25 protein-coding genes and 1 pseudogene are annotated in these 22,566 nt (G+C 33.6%); 24 read left to right on the forward strand and 2 right to left on the reverse strand.

Annotated features, from left to right (window positions below):
- Positions 1 to 92 precede the first annotated feature (92 nt).
- The 24 genes and pseudogenes from CLOAM_RS03225 (at position 93) to CLOAM_RS10045 (ending at position 19,881) form a co-directional block, all read left to right on the forward strand.
- Entirely contained in the window at positions 93 to 458 is a 366-nt protein-coding gene (locus tag CLOAM_RS03225; RefSeq protein ID WP_015424423.1) for a hypothetical protein, read from the forward strand.
- A 55-nt stretch (positions 459 to 513) separates the two neighbouring features.
- On the forward strand, positions 514 to 741 hold the full coding sequence (locus CLOAM_RS03230) for an acyl carrier protein (RefSeq protein WP_015424424.1): 228 nt from the start codon (positions 514 to 516) through the stop codon (positions 739 to 741).
- Entirely contained in the window at positions 738 to 1,952 is a 1,215-nt protein-coding gene (locus tag CLOAM_RS03235; protein ID WP_015424425.1) for an ANL family adenylate-forming protein, read from the forward strand. The genes CLOAM_RS03230 and CLOAM_RS03235 overlap by 4 nt, the downstream gene beginning before the upstream one ends.
- A 2-nt stretch (positions 1,953 to 1,954) precedes the next feature.
- Positions 1,955 to 2,680, forward strand: a complete 726-nt coding sequence (locus CLOAM_RS03240) for an SDR family oxidoreductase (RefSeq protein ID WP_015424426.1) — start codon at positions 1,955 to 1,957, stop codon at positions 2,678 to 2,680.
- 155 nt (positions 2,681 to 2,835) lie between these two features.
- Positions 2,836 to 4,368: a hypothetical protein gene (locus CLOAM_RS03245; RefSeq protein ID WP_015424427.1), complete on the forward strand. Its 1,533-nt coding sequence runs from the start codon at positions 2,836 to 2,838 to the stop codon at positions 4,366 to 4,368.
- Between the two features lie 41 nt (positions 4,369 to 4,409).
- Positions 4,410 to 4,841: a VanZ family protein gene (locus CLOAM_RS03250; RefSeq protein ID WP_015424428.1), complete on the forward strand. Its 432-nt coding sequence runs from the start codon at positions 4,410 to 4,412 to the stop codon at positions 4,839 to 4,841.
- 155 nt (positions 4,842 to 4,996) lie between these two features.
- Positions 4,997 to 5,365 (forward strand): GxxExxY protein, encoded by a 369-nt coding sequence (locus CLOAM_RS03255; protein WP_015424429.1) that lies wholly within the window; start codon positions 4,997 to 4,999, stop codon positions 5,363 to 5,365.
- Positions 5,366 to 5,396: 31 nt separating this feature from the next.
- Positions 5,397 to 6,161, forward strand: coding sequence for a polysaccharide deacetylase family protein (locus CLOAM_RS03260; protein WP_015424430.1), 765 nt, complete (start codon positions 5,397 to 5,399; stop codon positions 6,159 to 6,161).
- 127 nt (positions 6,162 to 6,288) lie between these two features.
- On the forward strand, positions 6,289 to 7,122 hold the full coding sequence (locus tag CLOAM_RS03265) for a polysaccharide deacetylase family protein (RefSeq protein WP_015424431.1): 834 nt from the start codon (positions 6,289 to 6,291) through the stop codon (positions 7,120 to 7,122).
- Positions 7,119 to 7,751, forward strand: coding sequence for an acyltransferase (locus CLOAM_RS09020; RefSeq protein WP_015424432.1), 633 nt, complete (start codon positions 7,119 to 7,121; stop codon positions 7,749 to 7,751). The genes CLOAM_RS03265 and CLOAM_RS09020 overlap by 4 nt, the downstream gene beginning before the upstream one ends.
- Before the next feature lie 15 nt (positions 7,752 to 7,766).
- Entirely contained in the window at positions 7,767 to 8,759 is a 993-nt protein-coding gene (locus CLOAM_RS03275; RefSeq protein ID WP_015424433.1) for a 3-oxoacyl-ACP synthase III family protein, read from the forward strand.
- Between the two features lie 6 nt (positions 8,760 to 8,765).
- Positions 8,766 to 9,452 carry an SDR family oxidoreductase gene (locus CLOAM_RS09025; RefSeq protein WP_015424434.1) on the forward strand — a complete coding sequence of 229 codons (687 nt, stop codon included), beginning with the start codon at positions 8,766 to 8,768 and terminating at the stop codon, positions 9,450 to 9,452.
- 405 nt (positions 9,453 to 9,857) lie between these two features.
- Complete coding sequence (locus tag CLOAM_RS03285) at positions 9,858 to 10,787, forward strand: SDR family oxidoreductase (protein WP_015424435.1); 930 nt, start codon at positions 9,858 to 9,860, stop codon at positions 10,785 to 10,787.
- Positions 10,788 to 10,846: 59 nt separating this feature from the next.
- The gene (locus CLOAM_RS03290; RefSeq protein WP_015424436.1) at positions 10,847 to 11,242 is read left to right on the forward strand and encodes a GxxExxY protein; all 396 of its coding nucleotides are present in this window, start codon (positions 10,847 to 10,849) and stop codon (positions 11,240 to 11,242) included.
- A gap of 76 nt (positions 11,243 to 11,318) precedes the next feature.
- Entirely contained in the window at positions 11,319 to 11,714 is a 396-nt protein-coding gene (locus CLOAM_RS03295) for a GxxExxY protein (RefSeq protein ID WP_015424437.1), read from the forward strand.
- A 35-nt stretch (positions 11,715 to 11,749) separates the two neighbouring features.
- A complete protein-coding gene (locus tag CLOAM_RS10025; RefSeq protein WP_015424438.1) occupies positions 11,750 to 13,348 on the forward strand; it encodes a sugar transferase in 1,599 nt (532 codons plus the stop codon).
- Between the two features lie 482 nt (positions 13,349 to 13,830).
- Positions 13,831 to 14,283: pseudogene (gene tnpA / locus CLOAM_RS03305) on the forward strand (IS200/IS605 family transposase).
- Between the two features lie 154 nt (positions 14,284 to 14,437).
- On the forward strand, positions 14,438 to 16,042 hold the full coding sequence (locus CLOAM_RS03310; RefSeq protein WP_157859997.1) for an IS1182 family transposase: 1,605 nt from the start codon (positions 14,438 to 14,440) through the stop codon (positions 16,040 to 16,042).
- A 480-nt stretch (positions 16,043 to 16,522) separates the two neighbouring features.
- Positions 16,523 to 18,283, forward strand: coding sequence for a hypothetical protein (locus CLOAM_RS03315; protein ID WP_044278887.1), 1,761 nt, complete (start codon positions 16,523 to 16,525; stop codon positions 18,281 to 18,283).
- A 49-nt stretch (positions 18,284 to 18,332) separates the two neighbouring features.
- Positions 18,333 to 18,536, forward strand: coding sequence for a GxxExxY protein (locus CLOAM_RS10030; protein ID WP_015424443.1), 204 nt, complete (start codon positions 18,333 to 18,335; stop codon positions 18,534 to 18,536).
- 29 nt (positions 18,537 to 18,565) lie between these two features.
- Complete coding sequence (locus tag CLOAM_RS10035) at positions 18,566 to 18,760, forward strand: GxxExxY protein (protein ID WP_015424444.1); 195 nt, start codon at positions 18,566 to 18,568, stop codon at positions 18,758 to 18,760.
- A gap of 149 nt (positions 18,761 to 18,909) precedes the next feature.
- Entirely contained in the window at positions 18,910 to 19,305 is a 396-nt protein-coding gene (locus CLOAM_RS03330) for a GxxExxY protein (RefSeq protein ID WP_015424445.1), read from the forward strand.
- Positions 19,306 to 19,381: 76 nt separating this feature from the next.
- Positions 19,382 to 19,585, forward strand: coding sequence for a GxxExxY protein (locus CLOAM_RS10040; protein ID WP_015424443.1), 204 nt, complete (start codon positions 19,382 to 19,384; stop codon positions 19,583 to 19,585).
- A 29-nt stretch (positions 19,586 to 19,614) separates the two neighbouring features.
- Entirely contained in the window at positions 19,615 to 19,881 is a 267-nt protein-coding gene (locus tag CLOAM_RS10045; protein ID WP_044278890.1) for a GxxExxY protein, read from the forward strand.
- A 34-nt stretch (positions 19,882 to 19,915) separates the two neighbouring features.
- On the opposite strand, the gene CLOAM_RS03345 is transcribed toward CLOAM_RS10045, so the two are convergent.
- Positions 19,916 to 21,082: a DUF4147 domain-containing protein gene (locus CLOAM_RS03345; RefSeq protein WP_015424447.1), complete on the reverse strand. Its 1,167-nt coding sequence runs from the start codon at positions 21,080 to 21,082 to the stop codon at positions 19,916 to 19,918.
- Positions 21,083 to 21,351: 269 nt separating this feature from the next.
- Positions 21,352 to 22,401 carry a hypothetical protein gene (locus CLOAM_RS03350; RefSeq protein WP_015424448.1) on the reverse strand — a complete coding sequence of 350 codons (1,050 nt, stop codon included), beginning with the start codon at positions 22,399 to 22,401 and terminating at the stop codon, positions 21,352 to 21,354.
- Positions 22,402 to 22,566 lie beyond the last annotated feature (165 nt).

The following is a 22,566-nucleotide window of genomic DNA, read 5'->3' on the forward strand; positions in this document are numbered from 1 at the left end:
AATTTAATTATTCTTGTTATTAGGTTAATGTTATGGTAATATTGTTACAAGGAATCATTATTTATTCTTCATTTTAAGAGAATAATATTATAATGTTAAATGTTATTTTATATTTATATCTATATATAGCAATTACCTTTCGTTTAGCACCTGAATTTACAAGAGTAAGTGGACAATTATTATGTTGGGAAGCCGAGGTGTTTGGTCATTTCCCTATATTTTTGACACTTCCCAATAAAATGATAGAAGAAAGTAATAATGATTCAGTTCATAGAAGTTCTCAGAATCCAATTAGTTACTTATTCGCTGAAAAAATTCGTAGAAAATTGAACTTAATTAACTTGGGTTCTACTGCATTAAAGCTTTATACTGGGCATCTTACATATTTTGTTAAAAAGAATTATGACTTTATTACTTGTAAAGAATATTATGAATCTTGGTTAAAAGACAGTATCTAAGAAAGTTGTTTTTATTAGCATTCAATTAATAGTAAATACTAAAAATCTAGGAGAGATGATGATTAGCATATTACAAAATATTATCAACAATGTACGAGAAAACAATGGTATGCCTCCCTTGGAAAGCATATCAGAAAATATGGATTTAAGAACTGATATTGGCTTTGATTCTCTTGATCTTGCAGAATTAACTGTAAAAATTGAAAAAGAAACAGGAATAGATGTTTTTGCAGATAGCTTTGTTAATACTGTTGGTGAAATATTGGAAAAGATATCTAAATGAAAGAAGATATTTTCTTTATTTCTAAAAATGGAACAGAGTTTACCTACCATAACTTGATTGAGGACATTAATAATACCACTAAGTTATATAGATACTGCTATAATCCAGATACTTATTCTATATTTCTACAGATTATAACCAGCATTATTTTTGGACAAAATCTTATTCTCTTAGATAATGATTTTACTGATATAGAATTAAATTCTTTGGGTATAGATAACAATGAACTAAATAGTTATGAGCATATCAACCACCAGCCAATTACAGATTTTCAGAACATACTAAATAAAATAAATAACAATGAAGATTGGAAACTTACCCTCTTCACATCTGGAACTACTGGAATACCCAAAAGAGTTACTCATACAATTGGTAATCTTACCAGATTTGTTCGGATTTCTGAAAAGCATAAATCCGATATCTGGGGTTTTGCTTATAATCCTACTCATATAGCTGGAATTCAAGTTTTTTTCCAAGCACTTTTTAATGGAAATACTATAATTGATCTATTTAATGTAAGTAAAAGCGAAATTTTTAATAGAATTGAAAAATATCAAATATCCAATATTTCTGCAACACCTACTTTTTATAGAATGTTAATGCCAATAGACAAATATTATCCTAGTATTAGGCGAATAACATCCGGGGGGGAAAGATTTGATGCAAACCTATCAAATAATTTACTTAGAGCATTCCCTAATGCAAAACTAAGAAACATTTATGCTTCTACTGAAGCTGGCTCCGTCTTGGAGTCAGATAATGATCATTTTAGAATAACTAATCCTCAAATATGCAAAATTGAGCATAATAAATTATATATCCATAGCTCTTTAATTGGATTGGAAGATAATTCTGATTATTGGTATGATACAGGTGATTTGGTTGAAATTGTAGATGAAAATACAGGGGAATTTGTTTTTGTTAGTAGAGATAATGAAGTGATAAATGTAGGGGGTTATAATGCAAATCCTTCAGAAATTGAAGAAGCATTATGTAATCATCCGGCTGTTGAGCAAGCAAGGGTTTGGGGGAAACCTAATCCTGTTATTGGGAATATACTAATAGCAGATGTCGTTTGTAGATTTAAATGTACCGAAAAAGAATTGCGTGAGTATCTCAGAACTATACTCCAGGATTATAAAATTCCCCGTATAATTAATTTTACAACTACAATTGAGAAAACACGAAGTGGGAAAATAAAAAGGACTTAAATATGAAAAATGTATTGGTTACAGGTATAATGCAAGGTTTAGGCCTACAGATAGCTAAAAACTTGCTTCAAAAGGGATATAATGTTTATGGGGTATCTTTGAAAGAAACTGATACTTTAAAAGAACTTGAATGTCTTCATCCAAAACAACTTACAAATATTTATTGTGATTTGGGAAATATTGACAATTCTATTGATATAATCTTTAATAAAGTTATTGGTTTCAATATCCCACTATATGGATTTGTAAATAATGCAGCAATTGCTTACGATGATATAATAAGTAATTTGCAATATAAACCGCTGTTAAAAATGTATCAAATAAATGTTTTTTCTCCTATGATGATTACAAAATATGTGATTCGTAATATGCTTCTACATAGAACTTCTGGGTCTATTGTTCATATCTCTTCTATTAGTGTTCATACTGGATATAAAGGGCTGGCTATGTATGCCTCTACAAAAGGAGCATTAGAAGCGTTTTCAAAAACCACTGCTCGGGAATGGGGTGAAAAAGGAATAAGATCTAATGCTTTAGTGGCAGGTTTTATGGAAACTTCAATGAGTAGTACTTTAAGTAAAGAACAAAGAGATAGAATATATAAGAGAACTTCCTTAAAAATACCTACAACAGTTGAATCAGTAGCAAATATGGTTGAATTCTTATTAAGTGATAATAGCCGTTCTGTTACTGGAGCAAATGTTTTTGTAGATTCCGGAACAATTTGATATTTGTATTACTTACTTAATTATAATTAGCTTATGGTTTGAAAGGAATACTTCAGATCAAGAAATTAATGATGACTATTAATATACTATGGTTTGAATATGGAATATAGTATATTATTTATTAAAAAGTTTGCAAGAGTTAATGGAATGAAATTATGAAAATTAAGTTTTCTTTTATTATTTCAATAATATTATGTTCACTATTTATTTTAAGTTGTGACAATGGGACGAAGACACAAAAGGGTATTATATCAGGTGTGATATATTTAGATGGTCAAACAGAGTATTCTGGAATTATTGTATCTGTTTTTTCTGCTGATGTTGTTCCTATAGAAATAAAAAATGTAAATAGAGAATACCCTCAACTTCCTTATCCTATAAATGATTATGTGTATTTTGATCACAGAGCATATAATCCGATTAGAACTGTATATACCGATTCAGAAGGGAAATTTGAGATTTCAGATATTACTTATGGCAACTATATTATTGCTTATTATAAAGAAGGTTGGGGGTATAATTATATGTATGATATTGAGTTAAATAGTCCTGAGTATAATATGGAAGAACTCCGTTTATATCCAGAATTGGAAGTTCCCCATAGTATCACTAATGAATATATTTTTATTTCAGATAGAACCTATAGAATATCAGGCAATTGTGTTAGTTTACTTGGTTCTAACATAATTGCCCAGACAAATACTCGACTTATTATTGATCCTAAAGCTATTTTTCAAATAAATGGAAACTTTATTACCCAGCGGGAAGACAATAATATGGTTATTATAACTTCTTCCAATCGTATTTACAACCCCAATTCACAAGTTATAAATGGTCTTGCTATTGAATTTACAGCAAATTCGTCAGTTTCCAATCTGAATAATATCCTTTTTAGTTATCTTTATGACGGCTTGAAAATTACAAAGAAAAATTTGATAATTGAAAATTGTGGTTTTATAAGGAATATTAATTCTCTTCAAATCTTTAATGTTAACAATATAGAAATTCGCCATAATAATTTTTTAATAAACGAAGATATTCAATCCGAAACTGTTTATTGTTATAATACTGACCAAGTTGTGTTAGAAAGAAATATATTCTATAAAAATGCTTGTTCAATTAAAACAGAAATAGGAAAGAATTCTATTATTCAGAATAATTATTTTATAAATGGTGTTTATGAAATTCAAACCCTTTGGGAATCTACAGCCATAGCACAATATAATTCATTCAAAGATAGCAAAAATGCTTTATCTAATTCAGGAGCTTCAAATTTGGAAATTTTATATAATGAAATAAATTCAGAAACATGCGTTAATATTTTTAATACATCAAATTGGGAAAATACATTTACTCAAGGATGGACAAAAGCAAATAATAATAATTTTATGTCCACAGATTATGCTGTTCTATGTAAAGCTGTTTATTTTTATGGTGGTAATCCTATGCCCCTTGATTTTCATAATAATTATTGGGGAGTTACTAATAGTGACGATATTGCTAATATGATATATGATTATTATGATGCTCCTCCTCATGATACATCCCATGGTGGAAACTGGGGGATAATAGAATATATTCCTTTTAAAACAAGTCCAGTAACTAATGCTGGAGTTCAATTGAATAATACTTCATTGATAATAAAACCACTGAAAACACCGATATCACAAAAAAAATTTAGCCACTGAGGACACTGAAAGCACAGAGGACACTGAGAAATAATAGGATTATGTTACAGGAAAATAGGAAAGATGGAGTAAAATGGTTATTTTGGGGATGGTTTATTGTGGTTTTAGTGTTGAATGTTATCCCTTTGGGAAAAGAGACAAATAGAAGTTTGAGTGGTAATAAGATTTACCAATTTCGGCTGGATTATGTAGTTCATTCCTTAACTTTCTTAGTGTTTGCCTGGATATGGGTTTTAGGGAAGATAAAGAATGTTTGTTGGTTTGAGGGGAATGAGGTTTTGAAGTTTGGAGGGATTGTATTTATTTCTGCTCTGGGGCTTGAATTGCTACAGATTATTATACCTTATAGAACATTTAATCCGATGGATATGATAGCGAATCTCTTTGGAGCGTTGTTGGCTATGCTGTTTATTTTAATTAGCCACCGAGAACACCGAAGCCACCGAAAAGAGATTTATAATACAAAAATATAAGCCACCGAGAACACCGAAGCCACCGAAAAGAGATTTATAGCCACCGAGAACATTGAAGCCACCGAAAAAATATAACCACTGAGGACACTGAGAGCACTGAGGGCACTGAGAAAGTCATTTAATATTCAAAATAAGAGAGGAGAAGGTAAAAAGTTATGATATATGAGAAAGAGCTGAGTGATAGAATTATTGGTTGTGCAATTGCGGTTCACAAAGAACTTGGTGCTGGATATTTGGAAAAGGTATATGAACGAGCTTTATGTGTAGAATTCAAATATCAAGACATTAATTTTGAATCTCAGGTTCCTATACAAGTTTTTTATAGAAATCAGATTGTTGGTGATTATGTTGCTGATATTATTGTAGATAGTAAAATTATACTGGAGCTTAAGGCGTGTAATGTAATTCATCCATTGCATTCTGCTCAAATAATGAACTATCTAACTGCTACAGGAATTAAAGTTGGCTATATATTAAATTTTGGGAATGAGGCAAAATTAGAATTTAAGAGAATAGTCCATTAAACTATTTTTCGGTAATTTCGGTGGCTTAATTTTGAAAAGGGATTTTACAGTTAGAAAGTATGGTGAATTGTTGGATGCCTTTACGGAAGCAGGTTATAATTTCCAAAGAGTAGAAGATTTTATTCAAAAACCAAATGCTCAAGTTGTAGTTTTAAGGCATGATGTTGACCTAAGAAACTGGGCAGCAATTAGATTGGCAAAATTAGAAGCCAGTTTAGGTATTAAGTCAACTTATTATTTTAGAATTGGTCCGCAAAGCTATAACCCTAAAATCATTAAACAGATAGTAGATTTAGGGCATGAAATTGGTTACCATTATGAAGATTTAGCTACTTGTAACGGTGATATTGAGGAAGCAATACATTCATTTGAAAAGAATCTGTCCAAGATACGATATTTTTATCCTGTAAAAACAGTTTGTATGCACGGTAGCAGTGGAAGTCCTTATGATAATCGTGATCTATGGAATTATTATAAATTGGAGGACTTTAGCTTAATCTGTGAACCATATATAAGCTTAGATTATAACAAAGTATTATACCTTTCAGATACAGGCAGAAGATGGAATGGATTCAAAATGTCCTTAAGAGACAATGTTAAGAGTTCCTATAATTATAACTTTTATAAAACAAAGGATATTATCAAAAATATTGAGACCCTTCCTAAACAGATATTAATTAATGCTCATCCTGAGCAATGGACAAATAATCTGCCTGAATGGTTATTTGTAAAAATATTTTCAATAGCTCATACTTTCTATAAAATCCATTATAGAAATCCTAAGATTAAAGGATAGAATAGTTATCAGTTACAATAATATTAAAAAGCCATTTTATGCTCTTCTTAGTAATGATGTAGAAACAACATCTATATGGTTTAACGATCTGCGTGATTCTACGGGGAAAAAAGTTTTACAAAAAGGGATGCCCAAATTATTGGATTTATATGCAAAATATGGAATTAAAGCAACCTTTTTCTATACAGGGTATATTGCAAAACTATATCCTGAAGTAGTAAAAATGGCGGCAAATTTGGGACACGAAATTGGCTCTCATGGGAAGTCACATCTAAAAGAAAATGGCTTTGATATTATGCCTTATGAAAAGCAGGTCAAGCATCTTGAATATTCAAAAAAGCTACTTGAAGATATAAGCGGTAAACCAATAATTTCTTTTAGAGCTCCAGCTTTAAGAGTATCTCCAAATACTGCAACAGCGTTGTTAGAAACAGGTTTTCGTATTGATAGCTCAATTGCTTCTCAAAGGTTTGATTTTTTTCTTTCTTTTGGCTCTAAGAAAAAAATCAAGTTTTTAAATGCACCTCGTTTACCATATAGAACAAATCGGAATAATATATTTATAAGAGGTCAAAGTAACTTAGTAGAAATTCCTCCTTCGGCAACAATTATTCCTTTTGCCGGAACAACAATGAGAATTATGCCTGAAATAACAAGTTATCATCAAAAGATTTTGCACTTGGAAGCAAAATTAAATCGCAAGCCCTTAGTTTTTATTATACATCCTAATGAAATAATTGATGAAAGCAACGAACCAAGAATTATAAAGCGTCGTTCTGATAATGTTATTGCCTATGTTTTAAGCGATTTATTAAGAGCTAAACTTAAAACCAAGAATCTGGGTGAAAATGCTTTGCCATTATATGAACAGCTTGTATTATATTATATTAATAAAGGATATGCATTTACTACTATGCAGGAATATGTATCTTTAAATGAAGGTAAAATAAGCAACCTATGAAAGCATATCTGAAAGTTGAATTTCATCCTCTCCCTTTTCATCAGGAAAGGTCTTTTTTTAAGGCATTGAAACATACTACAAAAGAACATGGATTTTCGGGTCCTTTTGCACAATGCAGGTTTTTAGCTTCAAGAACTAAAGATCATTGGTTACAAGTAATATCAAGAATAATGCCTTTTAATGGTATTCGGGTTAAACTCCAAAAGATGAGAGGTGTTATGATCGCCAGAGATGTTCACATCGGTCCTTTGGTTACAATTGATGATGTGTATCCTTATTTTGTGTCTATTGGAAGAGGATCATCAATTGCCGGTAATAATTTTATTTTAACTCATTCTAAACCCCTTGAATATCATAGTGAAGTTAGTAAGGCCTATGTAGCACCTGTTAATATAGGGAAGCATGTTTGGATTGCTATCAATGTAACTATTTTACCAGGCGTAACGATTGGTGAGGGTTCTATAGTTGCATCCGGTAGTGTTGTTACAAAATCAATTCCTCCTCTTGTTTTAGCAGCCGGTATTCCTGCTCAGGTGAAAAAGGATCTAGCTCCGAAATTGAAAAAAAACTATACAGATGAAAATTTCAATGCTATTCTTGAAAAGCGGAAAAAAGAATTTGGATTTTAAATATTAGAAGGATTTATGAAACAGTTAGTTAGGAATGTTCATATAATTGGGACTGGTTCTTATACACCTGAAACAGTTTACACAAATGAATATCTTGAAACGATTGTACCTACAAGTGCCAAATGGATTGAAGAAAATCTTGGTATTAAAGAAAGACGAATTGCTTTACCAAACCAAACAACAAGTGATCTTGCAGTTGAAGCAGGTAAAAAAGCAATTGAAAATGCTGGTCTGAAACCTGATGATATAGAACTTATTATAGTTGCGACTGCTACCCCTGATCGCTTAGCTCCCTCTACTGCAGCTATTGTTCAAGATAAATTGAAAGCTTATAATTCTGTAGCTTTTGATCTTGCAGCTGTTTGTTCAGGATTTCTTTTTGGTATATCTACAGCTTCTCAATTTATTGCAACCAGTGTTTATAATAATGCTTTAATTATTGGAGCTGATACTTTTTCCAAGATAATTGACTGGAGTAGAAGAGATTGTGTGTTTTTTGGAGATGGAGCTGGAGCTGCTGTTTTATCACATACAGAAACAGATGGGGGATTTTTGGCTTTCAGATTATATACAGATGGTAGAGGTAAATGGAATTTCACTATTCCAGGAGGTGGTTCTGAATTCCCTTTAAGTTATGAAAATGTAGATGCTGGCTATCGCTATTTTCAAATGAATGGCAAAGCTGTATATGAGACAGGTGTAAAAGTTCTTCCTAAAGCTATATGGCAAGTGTTAAAGGATACGGGATTAAGTATAAATGATATTGATTATATGATACCTCATCAACCAAGTATTAAGATTTTAAAAGATACCGCTGAAGTTATTGGTTTGCCTTTTGAAAAAGTAATGACTAATATGGATCGTTATGCCAATACATCTGGTGGCACTATTCCTATTTTATTAGATGAAGTGAATCGGGCAGGGAAATTAAAACCGGGAACTTTGGTTTTATTTGCTGCTGTAGGTTCTGGGTGGACTTATGGTGCTTCCATTATTAGGTGGAGCTAAAAAAAATTGAAAATCTTAATTGCGGGGGCTTCCGGAGGAATAGGTAAATATTTAGCAGAACAATTTAGTGAAAAAGGTTTTGAGGTTTTTGGAACTTATAATTCACATCCCCCCAAGCAAAATTTAAAGTATAAAATGGACAAAGTAGATGTTACTAAAGAACCTGAGATAGAAGAATGGATAAATAATGTAGCTAATTGTTCAGATGAACTGTCCTTTATATATTGTGTAGGGTTAAATTATAACTGTATTACTCATAAAGCTGAAACAGACAAATGGCTTGAGGTTATCAATACCAATTTAATTGGAGCTCAGCTTTCTCTAAAACACATTTTGCCTCTTATGAGAAATAAAAGATATGGTAGGATCATATTATTTTCCTCTGTAGTTCCTCAAATTGGAGTTTCGGGGACAAGTGCATATTCTTCTTCTAAAGCAGGGTTATGGGGATTAACTAAAACTGTAGCTATAGAAAATGCAACTTATGGAATTACTATAAATACTGTCAATCTGGGCTATTTTGATATCGGTATGATTAAAGATGTTCCTACTGATTTGCTAAATAAAATAATAAATTCTATACCGATTGGAAAATTAGGAGATCCTGTTAATATCTTAAAAACGGTTGAATACTTGATAGCTACCGATTATATTACTGGTAGCCAAATTAATTTAAATGGGGGACTTTATTAAAAAGGTCTCTTACAAGTGTCACTTATTTCACGGATAAAAAAATCACACAAATTCCGCTAAAGGGTCTCTCTCAAATTACACACATAGAATAAGTAATGGATAAAGAGGATTATAGGGATTTAATAGAACGCAGATGACGGGATAGATTGAATTTACTGGCTTTCAATTTGTAGTTTTTTTATATGAGGTTGTTAAAAAGAAAATTATTATTGTTTATAATGAATAGGTGTTAGAGTTCAGGGTGCGGGAGTTCAAAGTTCAAAGTGCAGGAGTTCAAAGTTTTTTTTCGGTGGCTTCGGTGGCTTCGGTGGCTGATAAAAAAATCCCCAAAATCCTTAAAATCCTGTTCATCCCAGACCTATTAAAATCTGCGCAATCAGCGTAATCTGCGTGAGAGGATAAAGTATGAAGTATTTGGTGACAGGGGGAGCCGGGTTTATCGGTTCCAACATTGTGAAAGAATTATTAAAACAAAATCAGGAAGTTCGGGTTCTGGATAATTTTGCAACTGGCAAAAGAGAAAATATCCTGCCTTTACTGAAAGACCCGAAGTTGACATTGATAGAAGGGGATTTAAGAAGTTTTCATATTGTCCGTTCTGCTGTTAAGGGAGTGGATTATATTTTGCATCAGGGTGCTTTACCTTCCGTTCCGCGTTCCATAAATGATCCCATAACTACAAATGATGTAAATATTTTGGGGATGCTGAACATTTTGGAGGCAGCCAAGGAATTTGAAGTGAAACGAGTGATTTGTGCTTCGTCATCTTCAATTTATGGCAATAGCGAATTCCTTCCCAAAGTGGAAACGATGCCTGTTAATCCGATGTCGCCTTATGCTTTAACTAAATATACACAGGAGCGGTATTGCCAGATTTTCTATCAGTTATATGGATTGGAAACTGTTTCGCTCAGGTATTTTAATGTGTTTGGTCCCAATCAAGACCCTACTTCACAATATAGTGCTGTAATTCCAAAATTTATAAAATTGATGATGCCGGATAAGAGACCTATTATTTACGGGGATGGAAGTCAATCCCGGGATTTTACTTATGTGGAAAATAATGTGTGGGCAAATATTCAGGCCTGCACTGCAGAAAAAGCAGCTGGAGAAGTGATCAATATTGCCTGCGGGGAGAGTTATACTTTACTGGATTTAGTAAAGCTTTTGAATGAGATTTTGGGGAAGGATATTGAACCGATATTTGAAAAAGAGAGAGCAGGCGATGTGAAACATTCTTTGGCGGGGATAGATAAGGCAAAAGAGTTGATAGGGTATGAGGTAAGGGTGGATTTTAAAGAGGGATTGCAACGCACCGTAGAATTTTATAGATAGAACGCATTATTGTCCCACGCAGATTTCGCAGATAACGCAGATTAAAGTACTATAATATAATGAATTTGAACGAGATAAGTTATCAAATTAGGGGTGCTGTTTTTGATGTATATAATGAACTGGGACCCGGGCTAATGGAAAATGTTTACGAAAAAGCTCTTATTATTGAATTGCAGAATAAGAAGTTACAAGTTCAAAAACAAGTTCCAATAGAAGTTCTTTATAGAGGTTTTGATCTTGGTCTTCAATATCGGTTGGATTTATTGGTAAATGAACAAGTGGTAATAGAATTGAAATCGGTAGAAACATTATTACCTGTTCATCATAAGCAGTTAATAACTTACTTGAAATTAGCAAAGAAACCTTTGGGCTTTTTAATTAACTTCAATACTGATTCCATCAAAGACAATATCATAAGAATAGCCAATGACAAAAATCATCCAGACCTTAAATAATAAAATCTGCGAAATCAGCTTTAAGTGGGTTGCACGCAGATTTCGCAGATAACGCAGATTAAAGATTTATAATATAATGAATTTGAACGAGATAAGCTATCAAATTAGGGGTGCTGTTTTTGATGTATATAATGAACTGGGACCCGGATTACTGGAAAAAGTTTATGAACAAGCTCTTATTATTGAATTGCAGAATAAGAAGTTACAAGTTCAAAAACAAGTTCCAATAGAAGTTCTTTATAGAGGTTTTGATCTTGGTCTTCAATATCGGTTGGATTTATTGGTAAATGAACAAGTGGTAATAGAATTGAAATCGGTAGAAACATTATTACCTGTTCATCATAAGCAGCTAATAACATACTTGAAATTAGCAAAGAAACCTTTGGGCTTTTTAATTAACTTCAATACTGATTCCATCAAAGACAATATCATAAGAATAACCAATGACAAAAATCATCCAGACCTTAAATAATAAAATCTGCGAAATCAGCGTAATCTGCGTGGGACATGAAGAATAAGATTGCGAAGTATGCCCTGTTTGCCTTGGACCTGCTGATCATCGTCTTTGCGTTTTTATTTGCCGCAAAGATTAGGCCAGGCACCAAAAGGATAATTCTTACTTATTATCGCAGTTTTGTCCCTTTTGCTGTTATTTGGCTTGGTTCCGGACTTTGGGGTCAGAAATACAGTGTTAAAACTATTGGTGGCGGAGCTGACTATGTAAAACGAATTTTCAAATGCGATCTGATAGCGGTGGCTTTTATTTTTGGTCTAATGTATCTACTGGGGAAGTTTTATTATTCTCGTTACATTGTTTTCGGAACGATATCCCTATCTTTTGTTTTAGAGTTGTTTTTTTACCCTGCTGTTTATTATACTTTTCGTTTTCATAAGGAAAATGAGAGTTATGCATCTACAAATTTGGTAACGCATTCCAAAGCAATGGAAAATATGCAGAGTCCAAAGTTCTTTCTGGATTCGGCAAATGCTGTTCCCATTATCAGTAATGAACCCTATCATTTACCTTTTAGCGAGAATATTGATTCCGATTCCATTCTTATTCCGCTCTGGCAACAATATTTGGCTGAGCAACCGCAGTTATTTGAATTCATAAATGACTATCTGGACCTGGGTCGTTTCAGCAAAAATGGTACTTTAATCCTTAATTCCGAAAATTATTTCAATATTCAAAATGAGCCGGTGAACAGTCGGCAGATTTTTATCAATCTGCATAAAATAAATGATTTACGTCGGCTGAACTATTATTTTATCCGGGTTAACGAATTGCTGATTGAGGGAGGTGTCTTTATCTGTAAAGGACAAACCATCTCAGAGAGGCATAATCTTTTTTATAAGCGTTGGACACCTTATCTTGGATCGATCCTGTATGGGATCGATTTTATTTTTAGGCGCGTTTTTCCTAAATTGCCAATTTTACAGGGTTGGTATTTTGCCATAACGAAAGGTAAAAATAGAGCCATTTCGGAAACAGAAATGCTGGGACGCTTCTATTTTTGCGGTTTTGAACTGATTCATAAACGCGAAATTGACGATATGATGTATTTTATCCTGAAAAAGACAAAAAAACCTTGCACGGATCCCAATCCAACTTATGGACCTCTGATTCGTTTAAAACGCAAAGGTAAAGACGGTAAAACAATTTACCTAAAAAAACTGCGGACTATGCATCCTTATAGTGAATATCTGCAGGACTATGTGTATCAGACCAATGCTTTGCAGGAAGGAGGCAAGTTCTCCAATGATTTTAGGGTAACTTCCTGGGGGAAGGTCTTAAGAAAATTGTGGCTGGATGAATTACCCCAACTTATCAATTTCCTTCAGGGTGATCTGTCTTTAGTGGGAGTGCGAGCTTTGAGCGATCACTATTTTTATCTTTATCCACCAGAAATGCAAGAACTTAGGATAAAACTGAAACCGGGTTTGATTCCTCCCTTCTATGCTGATATGCCTAAAAGCTTTGAAGAAATTGTGGAATCGGAAAGAAGATATATTATGAAGAAAATGGAAAAACCCTTTAAGACGGACTGGGTGTATTTTTGGAAAAGTGTGTGGAATATTGTTGTTAAGGGTGCCAGGTCAAATTAGAAGTTCACGCGGATTTCGCAGATTTGAATAGGTCTGGGATGAATAGGATATTCAGGATTTATGGGATTTTTTATTAGCCACCGAGATCACCGAAGGCACTAAAAAAAAACTTTGAACTCCAGCACTTTGAACTTTGAACTAATAATAGGTCTGGGATGAACAGGATATTCAGGATTTATGGGATTTTTTATTAGCCACCGAGATCACCGAAGACACCAAAAAAACTTCTAACTCCAACACTTTGAACTTTGAACTCCAGCACTTTGAACTTTGAACTAATAATAGGTCTGGGATGAACAGGATATTCAGGATTTATGGGATTAATAAATAGAAATATTAAGTCCCATCGGGACGACAGGTACTAACAACGGGTTTTAACCCGGTGAAAAGATAAAAAACATATCAACTTTGGGAGCAAAGTCCCATCGGGACGACAGATATTAACAACGGGTTTCAACCCGGTGAATATTATAAGAGAATATATGCCTAATAGTTTTACTCAGCTTTATATCCACTATGTCTTTATAGTTCAAGAACGTGAATGTGCTCTCAAGCCAGAGATCCAAGAACGTTTTTACCCATATTTGGTTAGTTTAATCCATCAAAAAAAATGTGTAACAATAGCTATAAATGGGACAGAAAATCACATTCATTTACTTGTTAAAATGCACCCGGATGTTTCTATATCAGAATTAGCTAAATTTGCTAAAGCTAATTCCAGTCATTGGGCTAATGAAATAAGATTATTTCCCCATAGATTTCATTGGCAAGAAGGTTATGGTGCTTTTTCCGTGTCTCAAAGTATGTTTTAGACGGTTGTAAAATATATAGAAAATCAAGTGGAACATCATAAACATCAGACAGTTCAAGAAGAATATGAGCTTTTCCTCAAAAAACATAAGATAGAATATAATCCTAAATATCTTCCTAAATAAGTATATATCTCACCGGGTTGAAACCCGTTGTTAGTATCTGTCGGGGCTGTCCCGAAACTAAAATAAGATAAAAATCAATAAAAAGATATAAGATTTTACTTGACAATATTGAATGCTCTTGGAATATGGTCTCATAAACATCAGGAGTTCAGAAATGAGTTACAGAGAATATAATCAAGAGCAAACAGACATCTTCGGTTTGGACATCAATGCCAGAATTCCGGAGCATCATTTAGTGCGTTTTGTTAATGACCTGATTGAGAATATGGATTTAACCAAGCTTCATGCTCAATACAGTCCCGAAGGCAGTCCGGCATATAATCCCAAGATGATGTTAAAGATCATTGTTTATGCTTATATGAATGGTATCTACACTTGTCGTAAGATTGCCAAAGCAGTAAGGGAGAATATCAATTTTATTTGGTTAACAGGGGATCAGCAACCGGACTTCAGAACGATCAATACTTTTGCCTGGACAAGATGTAAGGATGTATTGGCAGAGGTTTTTTGTAAGGTCGTTTTAATGGCAGAGGAAAAAGGTTATCTGGAATTGGATTCTTGTTTTATCGATGGCACGACCTTGAGAGCTAATGCTGGTAAGAATTCCTATATCTGGAAAAAGTCGGCTCTCAGATATCAGGAGCAGGTTAAGACAAGAGTGGATAATTTGTTTTGCCGGATCAAAAAATTGAATGAAGAGGAACAGCTTCAATATGGAGATCAAGATTTAAGAGAAGTTGGTACTCAGTTAGAATTTTTAAATGAACTCAATGTAGAAGAGGCTGAGCCGGAAGAGATTGCTCAAGCAGTGGAAAAGGCACAATCAGAACTGCAGAAAGCTGTTGATACTTTGAAAACACACCTTCCTTCTAACGCTCCTGCTATAAAAAATATCAACCATTTACTGTCAGAGCTTAATAAGATACAAAAACTGGATGTGCCCAAACTAGAGAAATACGATCAACAAATTGAGATTATTGGTAAAGATAGAAACAGTGCCTCCAAAACGGATAATGATGCCACTTTTATCCGGATGAAAGACAGTTTATTAGCTCCGGGATATGTATCCTCAATCAGTACTTCTAACCAATTTGTCACTGCCGTGCATCTCTATAATGTACCCCGGGAGGCAGTAGAATACACTACACTAATGGATATTCATTATACCAGTTTGGGTACTTATCCCAAACAGGTAATAGGAGATGCCGCTTATGGCATTTCAGTAAATTTGGATTATACCCATAAGAAGAAGATTGTCAGTTACTTAAAGCCCCCGGATTACAAACGGGATTACTGGGATAGTTTATTACCCGGTTTCGTCTATGAGGAAACAAAGGATCAATGGGTTTGTCCTAATGGTAAGACATTGACTTTAGATAATGAGGAAGTGGTTAGGGCTAATGGACCGGAGAGAACCGTAAAGAGTTATAGATGTGAAGATTGCCAAGATTGTCCCTTTGTGCAGAAATGCATTCCCTATAAGAATAAGAGCGGTAAAAACTTGGTCTATGATCCTTATTTGAGTCCTCTGAGGCAAGAAACGGTTCATAACCTTCAATCGAAAGAAGGAAAGAAACTGATGAAAAAACGATGTATTGAACCGGAAGCGGTGTTTGCCTCTATTAAGTGGAATAGTAAATTTAGTCGCTTTACAGTCAGATCCTTAAGTAAATGTAAAAACCAGTTGCTGCTGGTCTTGCTTGGACATAACATCCAGAAATTCTATAATGCCTCAATGGCTACAATGACAGGAACATAAAGGAGGAAATTAGGCTAGAAACTTGCTAAAAAGCGGATTATGAATCGAGTTGGGAGGAAACTATATATCTCCTCCATAAATTTTTGGGAAATACTACTCTTTAGTCTCCGTTTTTCATGAAATCTCCGATTCAAAACCCGGCAAAAATATCTTTATCCCCTTCCTATGGAAAGAATTTTTTAGTTGTGAGACAGCTCCTATTTTCCCCAATAAATATAGTTTTGTAGGTTCTTTTCTTATCGCCGGGTTAAAACCCGTTGTTAGTACCTGTCGTTCCTACAGAACTTTTTAAAGGTGTAAGTTTTTAATACTTTCATCTGTTCGCCGGATCGAAATTTGCCGTAATGGAAATGCCCTACTTAATGGGAGTTTAGATAAAATAAAAATTTGTGCTTGACAGTATCGCTATGGACTTGAAAATAGTGCTGATTGATAATATTGATAGATATTGCAGGAAAGAAATTAAATTTGAGGATAAGTATGAAAAAGGCAGTAGTAAGTGTATTTGGGTTTGTGTTGATAGCAGGTATTCTTTTTGCTCAACCTTGGATTTATGATTTTGGCACCGATATAAAATCCTATTCTAACCCTGAACATGGTTCTTTTAATTTTTTACCTCAACCTCTATCAGGTGAAGATTTTATTAGAGTAGGTAGTAGTGGCAGTATCAATCTGGAAAATCCTGGTATAGCAGATTTTGGATCAGGTTCCGAATTAAGAATTGTAGCATCAAATACTGGTAATAGTACTAAGGCATCAATATATAATTATGAAGGTACTAATCTATTCTATATAAGATTTAATCTTCTTCTTGGTGATTTTGAAGGAGGGAATACAGCTAATTCAGGAACTTTTTATTTTGTTATGGGTAATAATGGTAATAGTAATTTCTCAAGTGATTCGGGCTATAACAGAGATTATTCTTTCACAATACTATCATTTACTTTTGGGGAATCCGGCTCTATAATAACACAATATCATTGGGGTCTTTCCAGTATTGGAACATTAAGTGGCAATCCAATAAGCCAAGGGACAAATTATTTAATAGAGATTTGGGGGAATAATACAGAATTTAATAAATCTTATTATAAAAATGGAACTTCTAACACCCTTAACCAAAATTATATGCATTTATGGATTAATGGGGTAAAATATAGTTTAAAAAAGGCAAATATTGCTGACAATAAGGTTATAAATTCTTTTATGTTTTATGGTGCTGGCAGTAACAATAATGTGGCTAATTGCTTTGTAGATAACATTGTTTATTCCAAAGCGCTTTATTCAAGTCCCTCTAATCAAGCGTCATTTTTTAGCAATCAAAATTGTTCCTCAAATTCAATTGAGCTAACCTGGACCCCTGGTAATGGTAATAAAAGAATTGTTATTTTAAGCACAAATAGCAATATTATAGCTCCTGAGGATGGAACAGATCCGGAGGCGAATTCTGTTTTTGGCAGTAAAGGTCAGCAGGTTGTTTATAATGGCACTGGAAATTCTGTAACTGTTTCCGGTTTATCATCTTCTACGACCTATTATGCAAAGGTATTTGAAGTTAACGGTTCCGGATTTGCAACTATGTATAATACAACAGGAAATACTATTCAAATAACTACTGCGGAAGATACTTTGCCGGTAGAGCTGTCCAATTTTAGGGCAGAATTAGATTATCGGAATAGGATTCAACTTATGTGGGTAACGCAATCGGAAACAAATCTTTTGGGGTATTATATTTATAGAAACGATGTAGATGATGTTACAAATGCAGAATTGGTTTCACCTTTAATTGAAGCAACGAATAATACTTCTTTGCAATTGTATATTTATACCGATGAAACAATAAACGAGGCAGGTAATTATCATTATTGGCTGCAATGTATTGATTATAACGGGAAGGAAAAGTTATTTGGTCCTTCAATTTGCAAGTATGAGTTGCCGGTAACTGTTTCAGGAGCTGAAATTCCTTTGCGGGAAGGAATAACGAGTATTTTTCCCAATCCTTTTAATCCCTGCACCACTATCAGTTATGATATGGATAATGCCGGTTTAATGGAATTGGCTATTTATAATATAAAGGGGCAGAAGGTTTGGGGAAAGATATTGGAACATAGCGGAAAAGGGAATTACAAATATCTTTGGAATGGGTGTGATGAAAAAGGAAAGGAATGTAGTTCAGGGATTTATACTGTCATAATGCGATGTGGGGAAAGGAATTACATTAGAAAAATGACAATACTGCAATAATATTTCACGCAGATTTCGCAGATAACGCAGATTAAAGAATTATAATATAATGAATTTGAATGAGATAAGCTATCAAATTAGGGGTGCTGTTTTTGATGTATATAATGAACTGGGACCCGGATTACTGGAAAAAGTTTATGAACAAGCTCTTATTATTGAATTGCAGAATAAGGAGTTACAAGTTCAAAACCAAGTTCCTATAGAAGTTCTTTATAAAGGTTTTGATCTTGGTCTTATACTATATTTATCTTGAAAAAGACATAAATACATTACTAAACTTATATGGATTCCTACTTTCGCAGGAATGACAAGTGGCTTTTCTTTCAAGAAATAATATTCAATATCTTCTGGACTTATTTGGTAAATGAACAAGTGGTAATAGAATTGAAATCGGTAGAAACATTATTACCTGTTCATCATAAGCAGCTAATAACATACTTGAAATTAGCAAAGAAACCTCTGGGCTTTTTTTATTAACTTCAATACTGATTCCATCAAAGACAATATCATAAGAATAGCCAATGACAAAAATCATCCAGACCTTAAATAATAAAATCTGCGAAATCAGCTTGAAGTGGGTTGCACGCAGATTTCGCAGATAACGCAGATTAAAGATTTATAATATAATGAATTTGAACGAGATAAGCTATCAAATTAGGGGTGCTGTTTTTGATGTATATAATGAACTGGGACCCGGATTACTGGAAAATGTTTACGAACAAGCTCTTATTATTGAATTGCAGAATAAGGAGTTACAAGTTCAAAACCAAGTTCCTATAGAAGTTCTTTATAAAGGTTTTGATCTTGATCTTCAATATCGGTTGGATTTATTGGTAAATGAACAAGTGGTAATAGAATTGAAATCCGTAGAAACATTATTACCTGTTCATCATAAGCAGCTAATAACATATTTAAAATTAGCAAAGAAACCTCTGGGCTTTTTAATTAACTTCAATACTGATTCCATCAAAGACAATATCATAAGAATAGCCAATGACAAAAATCATCCAGACCTTAAATAATAAAATCTGCGAAATCAGCTTTAAGTGGGTTGCACGCAGATTTCGCAGATAACGCAGATTAAAGATTTATAATATAATGAATTTGAACGAGATAAGCTATCAAATTAGGGGTGCTGTTTTTGATGTATATAATGAACTGGGACCCGGATTACTGGAAAAAGTTTATGAACAAGCTCTTATTATTGAATTGCAGAATAAGGAGTTACAAGTTCAAAACCAAGTTCCTATAGAAGTTCTTTATAAAGGTTTTGATCTTGGTCTTATACTATATTTATCTTGAAAAAGACATAAATACATTACTAAACTTATATGGATTCCTACTTTCGCAGGAATGACAAGTGGCTTTTCTTTCAAGAAATAATATTCAATATCTTCTGGACTTATTTGGTAAATGAACAAGTGATAATGGAATTGAAATCGGTAGAAACATTATTACCTGTTCATCATAAGCAGCTAATAACATACTTGAAATTAGCAAAGAAACCTCTGGGCTTTTTAATTAACTTCAATACTGATTCCATCAAAGACAATATCATAAGAATAGCCAATGACAAAAATCATCCAGACCTTAAATAATAAAATCTGCGAAATCAGCGTAATCGGCGTGAGATTAATACAATTGCAGGAGGTAAATATCATTTAAATTAAGGGGATTTTGAAAAGCGGGAACGACAGCATTGATAGTTTTCAGGGCTGAATAAGAATCACATTCGGCAATAACTGAAAAGATGTCTATTCCCTTTGCTTGCAGTTGGTTAAGTGTATTTTGATTAACGCAGGCACCTGATACATTTTCTAAATTATCATTTCCATCGCTGGCAAGAGCATAAAAAGTAATATGCTTTTTGCCGGCGATTTTTTTTGCCAGCAAAAGGGCAAGATGTGTGCAGCGTCCTCCAATTCCATTTCCGGTAACTTTCACAGGTGCTTCTCCGCCAAAGATATACATCCCTTTTTTGTCTGTGGAAAAAGCAAAATCAGCAATAAATTCTGCTACATTTTCTACATTTTCAGAAAAATATCGGGGCTGAACATAAACGGGGGGAGGAAGTTCTTTAGCTAACTGATAGCGAAGAGAGAAGTTATCGCCTATAATAGAATAGTAAAGTTCCTGCTTGCCCTTTTTCAATTTTGCCTGATAATAATTATCTTCAATTTTTTGGGAATTAGCAGGGAAAAAACAGCCGGAAGCAATAATTTCAGGTTCATTATCCGGGACATCGGAAAGAGCATAACAATATATTTTCATAGCTTTTATATAGTTAAGTGCCTTTCCGGCTTTGACTTTGGACTTTTTAGCGCGTTCATAATTCATTTCTTTGATATTTAAGCCACTTTGCAGCAGGTTCTTATTAAAAGCAATCAAATCCTCTAAAGTAAAACCGTTAATTGGCACTTCAAATAGAGAACTTCCTCCTCCACTAAGCAGGATTATAAGTTCTTCATTTGCATGAAGTTCCTGTAGCCAGGAAAGAATCTCCCGGCTATATTTGATAGTATTGATATCAGGAATGGGATGGCTTGCTTCTCTAACTATTAAATTGGGTATTATTCCGGTTACATTTCCATATTTTGTAAGCAGATAGCCGGAATAATTTATTTCCCTTTTATTTAATATGTCTACACACACCTTAGCCATTGGAAAAGCACTTTTTCCGATGGCTAAAATTTTTACAGGAGGGGAAAGAGGTCTTTTTTCCAAGTCCTTTTTTAGTTCAGGCAGTGTATTTAGTTGCCTGAGAGCGCTTTCAAATGCGTTTATAATCAGGTCTTTCATATTTTAATTCCGCGTTGCCAAATTCCAATTTGGCAGAATAATTAGGTTGCCGAATTTCGCTTCGGCAAAACAGAAAAGCATATCAATGTAATTATATTATTTCTGGAATGAAAAGTCCTTTGTTATTCTTGCGAAAGTAGACATCTGTATAAGATTAAAAATATTTACGCAGTATCAAACATAAGCTTATATTCCAGCGGACTTTATCAAGTTTGACAAAAGAGAATTATTCACTCTAATGGTTAAATAGGATTTAGCTTAACCTTTTTTCAATCGGATGCTTGCATCAATTTTGTATCACCAACTCCCAGAATAAAATAGGGATTATTGGAATTAGCCCGTTTCATAATCACCCAATAGGGCTTATCTAAGATCAGATTTTTGGGTTTATAAGCATCAGGATTTATGGAAGTTATCATTCCTATGATAGCTTCATTTTCAACGCGGGCACCTTTTTCGTCCATATCAAATTTGATAATTTCCTGCATTAGAGCAATTTGGTAACCGTCAAGTTTTTTGTTTGTAACCTTTTTATTTAGCATTTCTTTATACTCGCGTTCATAATTTAGGTGTAAAATCGGTGCCTGAAAAATATCTTTCCGGTTCATTACAGTTCCAGGCATAAAATCTGCTTTTTCTTGAGCTGGTGCCTTTGTTTTCAGCATTTTTAAGACCTCATCGGGTTTATCCATTGGAAATCCCTTAGCCAGAAAAATCTGGTCTTGGTTATCTTTTAATTTCAAAGCGAGCAAGAACTTATCGTCATTTTCATAAGCCAAAATATAAACATTGGAATAGCTTTCAGCACCGGAAGTAAAACCATTAATTTTTTGATCCATAAAATTCAATTCCTGCTTTTGGAAAGCGATTGCATATTCAATTTGTTTAAGAAAATAGGCATAAGAGATAATATCTCTGTCACCTAATTTTAACTGCAAATCTGGTATGGTTTTGTCAGGAAATTTTGCCCTGCATTCATAATTGATAAGATTAACTGTTTTTTGACCGTATCCGCTTTTCACATAATAACTTGCAGCATCTATATCGGCTTTAGAAAAAACGGGATTATTTAAGCAATACAGTGTTTTAAGTGCGGATTCATCTTTAGTATCAAGTTCAATGGGTTCACTTGTAAAACTTTCTATCAGTTCATTCCAGGCAAGATTCATTGCTCCGCCCCAAATATAATTGTTGTGAAATTTACTGCCGGTATAATTAAAGTTTTCAGTTTCCGGAGTGATCTCTTTGGTTTTATGGTGGCAGCAAGCCGAAAATAAGAGGGCAGTTATCAGGATTATGACAATTTGATATTTCTGCATTTTTTAACCTCATTTCATCTTTTTGGCAGGATAAATTACGGGGAAATTGTGTCAATAACAATGTATATCTTTCACGAATTATGCATATCATATAGATTTCAATTGATAATGGGCTTAGGAGGAGCAGGATTTGTGTAATTTTCTCTCTCACAGATTACACAGATA

It is taken from the genome of Candidatus Cloacimonas acidaminovorans str. Evry (assembly GCF_000146065.2).
In the GTDB taxonomy this organism is placed as follows: domain Bacteria; phylum Cloacimonadota; class Cloacimonadia; order Cloacimonadales; family Cloacimonadaceae; genus Cloacimonas; species Cloacimonas acidaminivorans.

Coding starts and splice junctions, on each gene's coding strand:
- CLOAM_RS03230 (WP_015424424.1), top strand. CDS start 514: ATGATGATTAGCATATTACAAAATATTATCAACAATGTACGAGAAAAC.
- CLOAM_RS10030 (WP_015424443.1), top strand. CDS start 18,333: ATGAATTTGAATGAGATAAGCTATCAAATTAGGGGTGCTGTTTTTGAT.
- CLOAM_RS10040 (WP_015424443.1), top strand. CDS start 19,382: ATGAATTTGAACGAGATAAGCTATCAAATTAGGGGTGCTGTTTTTGAT.
- CLOAM_RS03290 (WP_015424436.1), top strand. CDS start 10,847: ATGAATTTGAACGAGATAAGTTATCAAATTAGGGGTGCTGTTTTTGAT.
- CLOAM_RS03345 (WP_015424447.1), bottom strand. CDS start 21,082: ATGAAAGACCTGATTATAAACGCATTTGAAAGCGCTCTCAGGCAACTA.
- CLOAM_RS03245 (WP_015424427.1), top strand. CDS start 2,836: ATGAAAATTAAGTTTTCTTTTATTATTTCAATAATATTATGTTCACTA.
- CLOAM_RS03240 (WP_015424426.1), top strand. CDS start 1,955: ATGAAAAATGTATTGGTTACAGGTATAATGCAAGGTTTAGGCCTACAG.
- CLOAM_RS03285 (WP_015424435.1), top strand. CDS start 9,858: ATGAAGTATTTGGTGACAGGGGGAGCCGGGTTTATCGGTTCCAACATT.
- CLOAM_RS03310 (WP_157859997.1), top strand. CDS start 14,438: ATGAGTTACAGAGAATATAATCAAGAGCAAACAGACATCTTCGGTTTG.
- CLOAM_RS03250 (WP_015424428.1), top strand. CDS start 4,410: ATGTTACAGGAAAATAGGAAAGATGGAGTAAAATGGTTATTTTGGGGA.
- CLOAM_RS03330 (WP_015424445.1), top strand. CDS start 18,910: ATGAATTTGAACGAGATAAGCTATCAAATTAGGGGTGCTGTTTTTGAT.
- CLOAM_RS10035 (WP_015424444.1), top strand. CDS start 18,566: ATGGATTCCTACTTTCGCAGGAATGACAAGTGGCTTTTCTTTCAAGAA.
- CLOAM_RS09020 (WP_015424432.1), top strand. CDS start 7,119: ATGAAAGCATATCTGAAAGTTGAATTTCATCCTCTCCCTTTTCATCAG.
- CLOAM_RS03295 (WP_015424437.1), top strand. CDS start 11,319: ATGAATTTGAACGAGATAAGCTATCAAATTAGGGGTGCTGTTTTTGAT.
- CLOAM_RS03225 (WP_015424423.1), top strand. CDS start 93: ATGTTAAATGTTATTTTATATTTATATCTATATATAGCAATTACCTTT.
- CLOAM_RS10045 (WP_044278890.1), top strand. CDS start 19,615: ATGGATTCCTACTTTCGCAGGAATGACAAGTGGCTTTTCTTTCAAGAA.
- CLOAM_RS03235 (WP_015424425.1), top strand. CDS start 738: ATGAAAGAAGATATTTTCTTTATTTCTAAAAATGGAACAGAGTTTACC.
- CLOAM_RS03350 (WP_015424448.1), bottom strand. CDS start 22,401: ATGCAGAAATATCAAATTGTCATAATCCTGATAACTGCCCTCTTATTT.
- CLOAM_RS10025 (WP_015424438.1), top strand. CDS start 11,750: ATGAAGAATAAGATTGCGAAGTATGCCCTGTTTGCCTTGGACCTGCTG.
- CLOAM_RS03275 (WP_015424433.1), top strand. CDS start 7,767: ATGAAACAGTTAGTTAGGAATGTTCATATAATTGGGACTGGTTCTTAT.
- CLOAM_RS03315 (WP_044278887.1), top strand. CDS start 16,523: ATGAAAAAGGCAGTAGTAAGTGTATTTGGGTTTGTGTTGATAGCAGGT.
- CLOAM_RS03255 (WP_015424429.1), top strand. CDS start 4,997: ATGATATATGAGAAAGAGCTGAGTGATAGAATTATTGGTTGTGCAATT.
- CLOAM_RS03265 (WP_015424431.1), top strand. CDS start 6,289: ATGCCCAAATTATTGGATTTATATGCAAAATATGGAATTAAAGCAACC.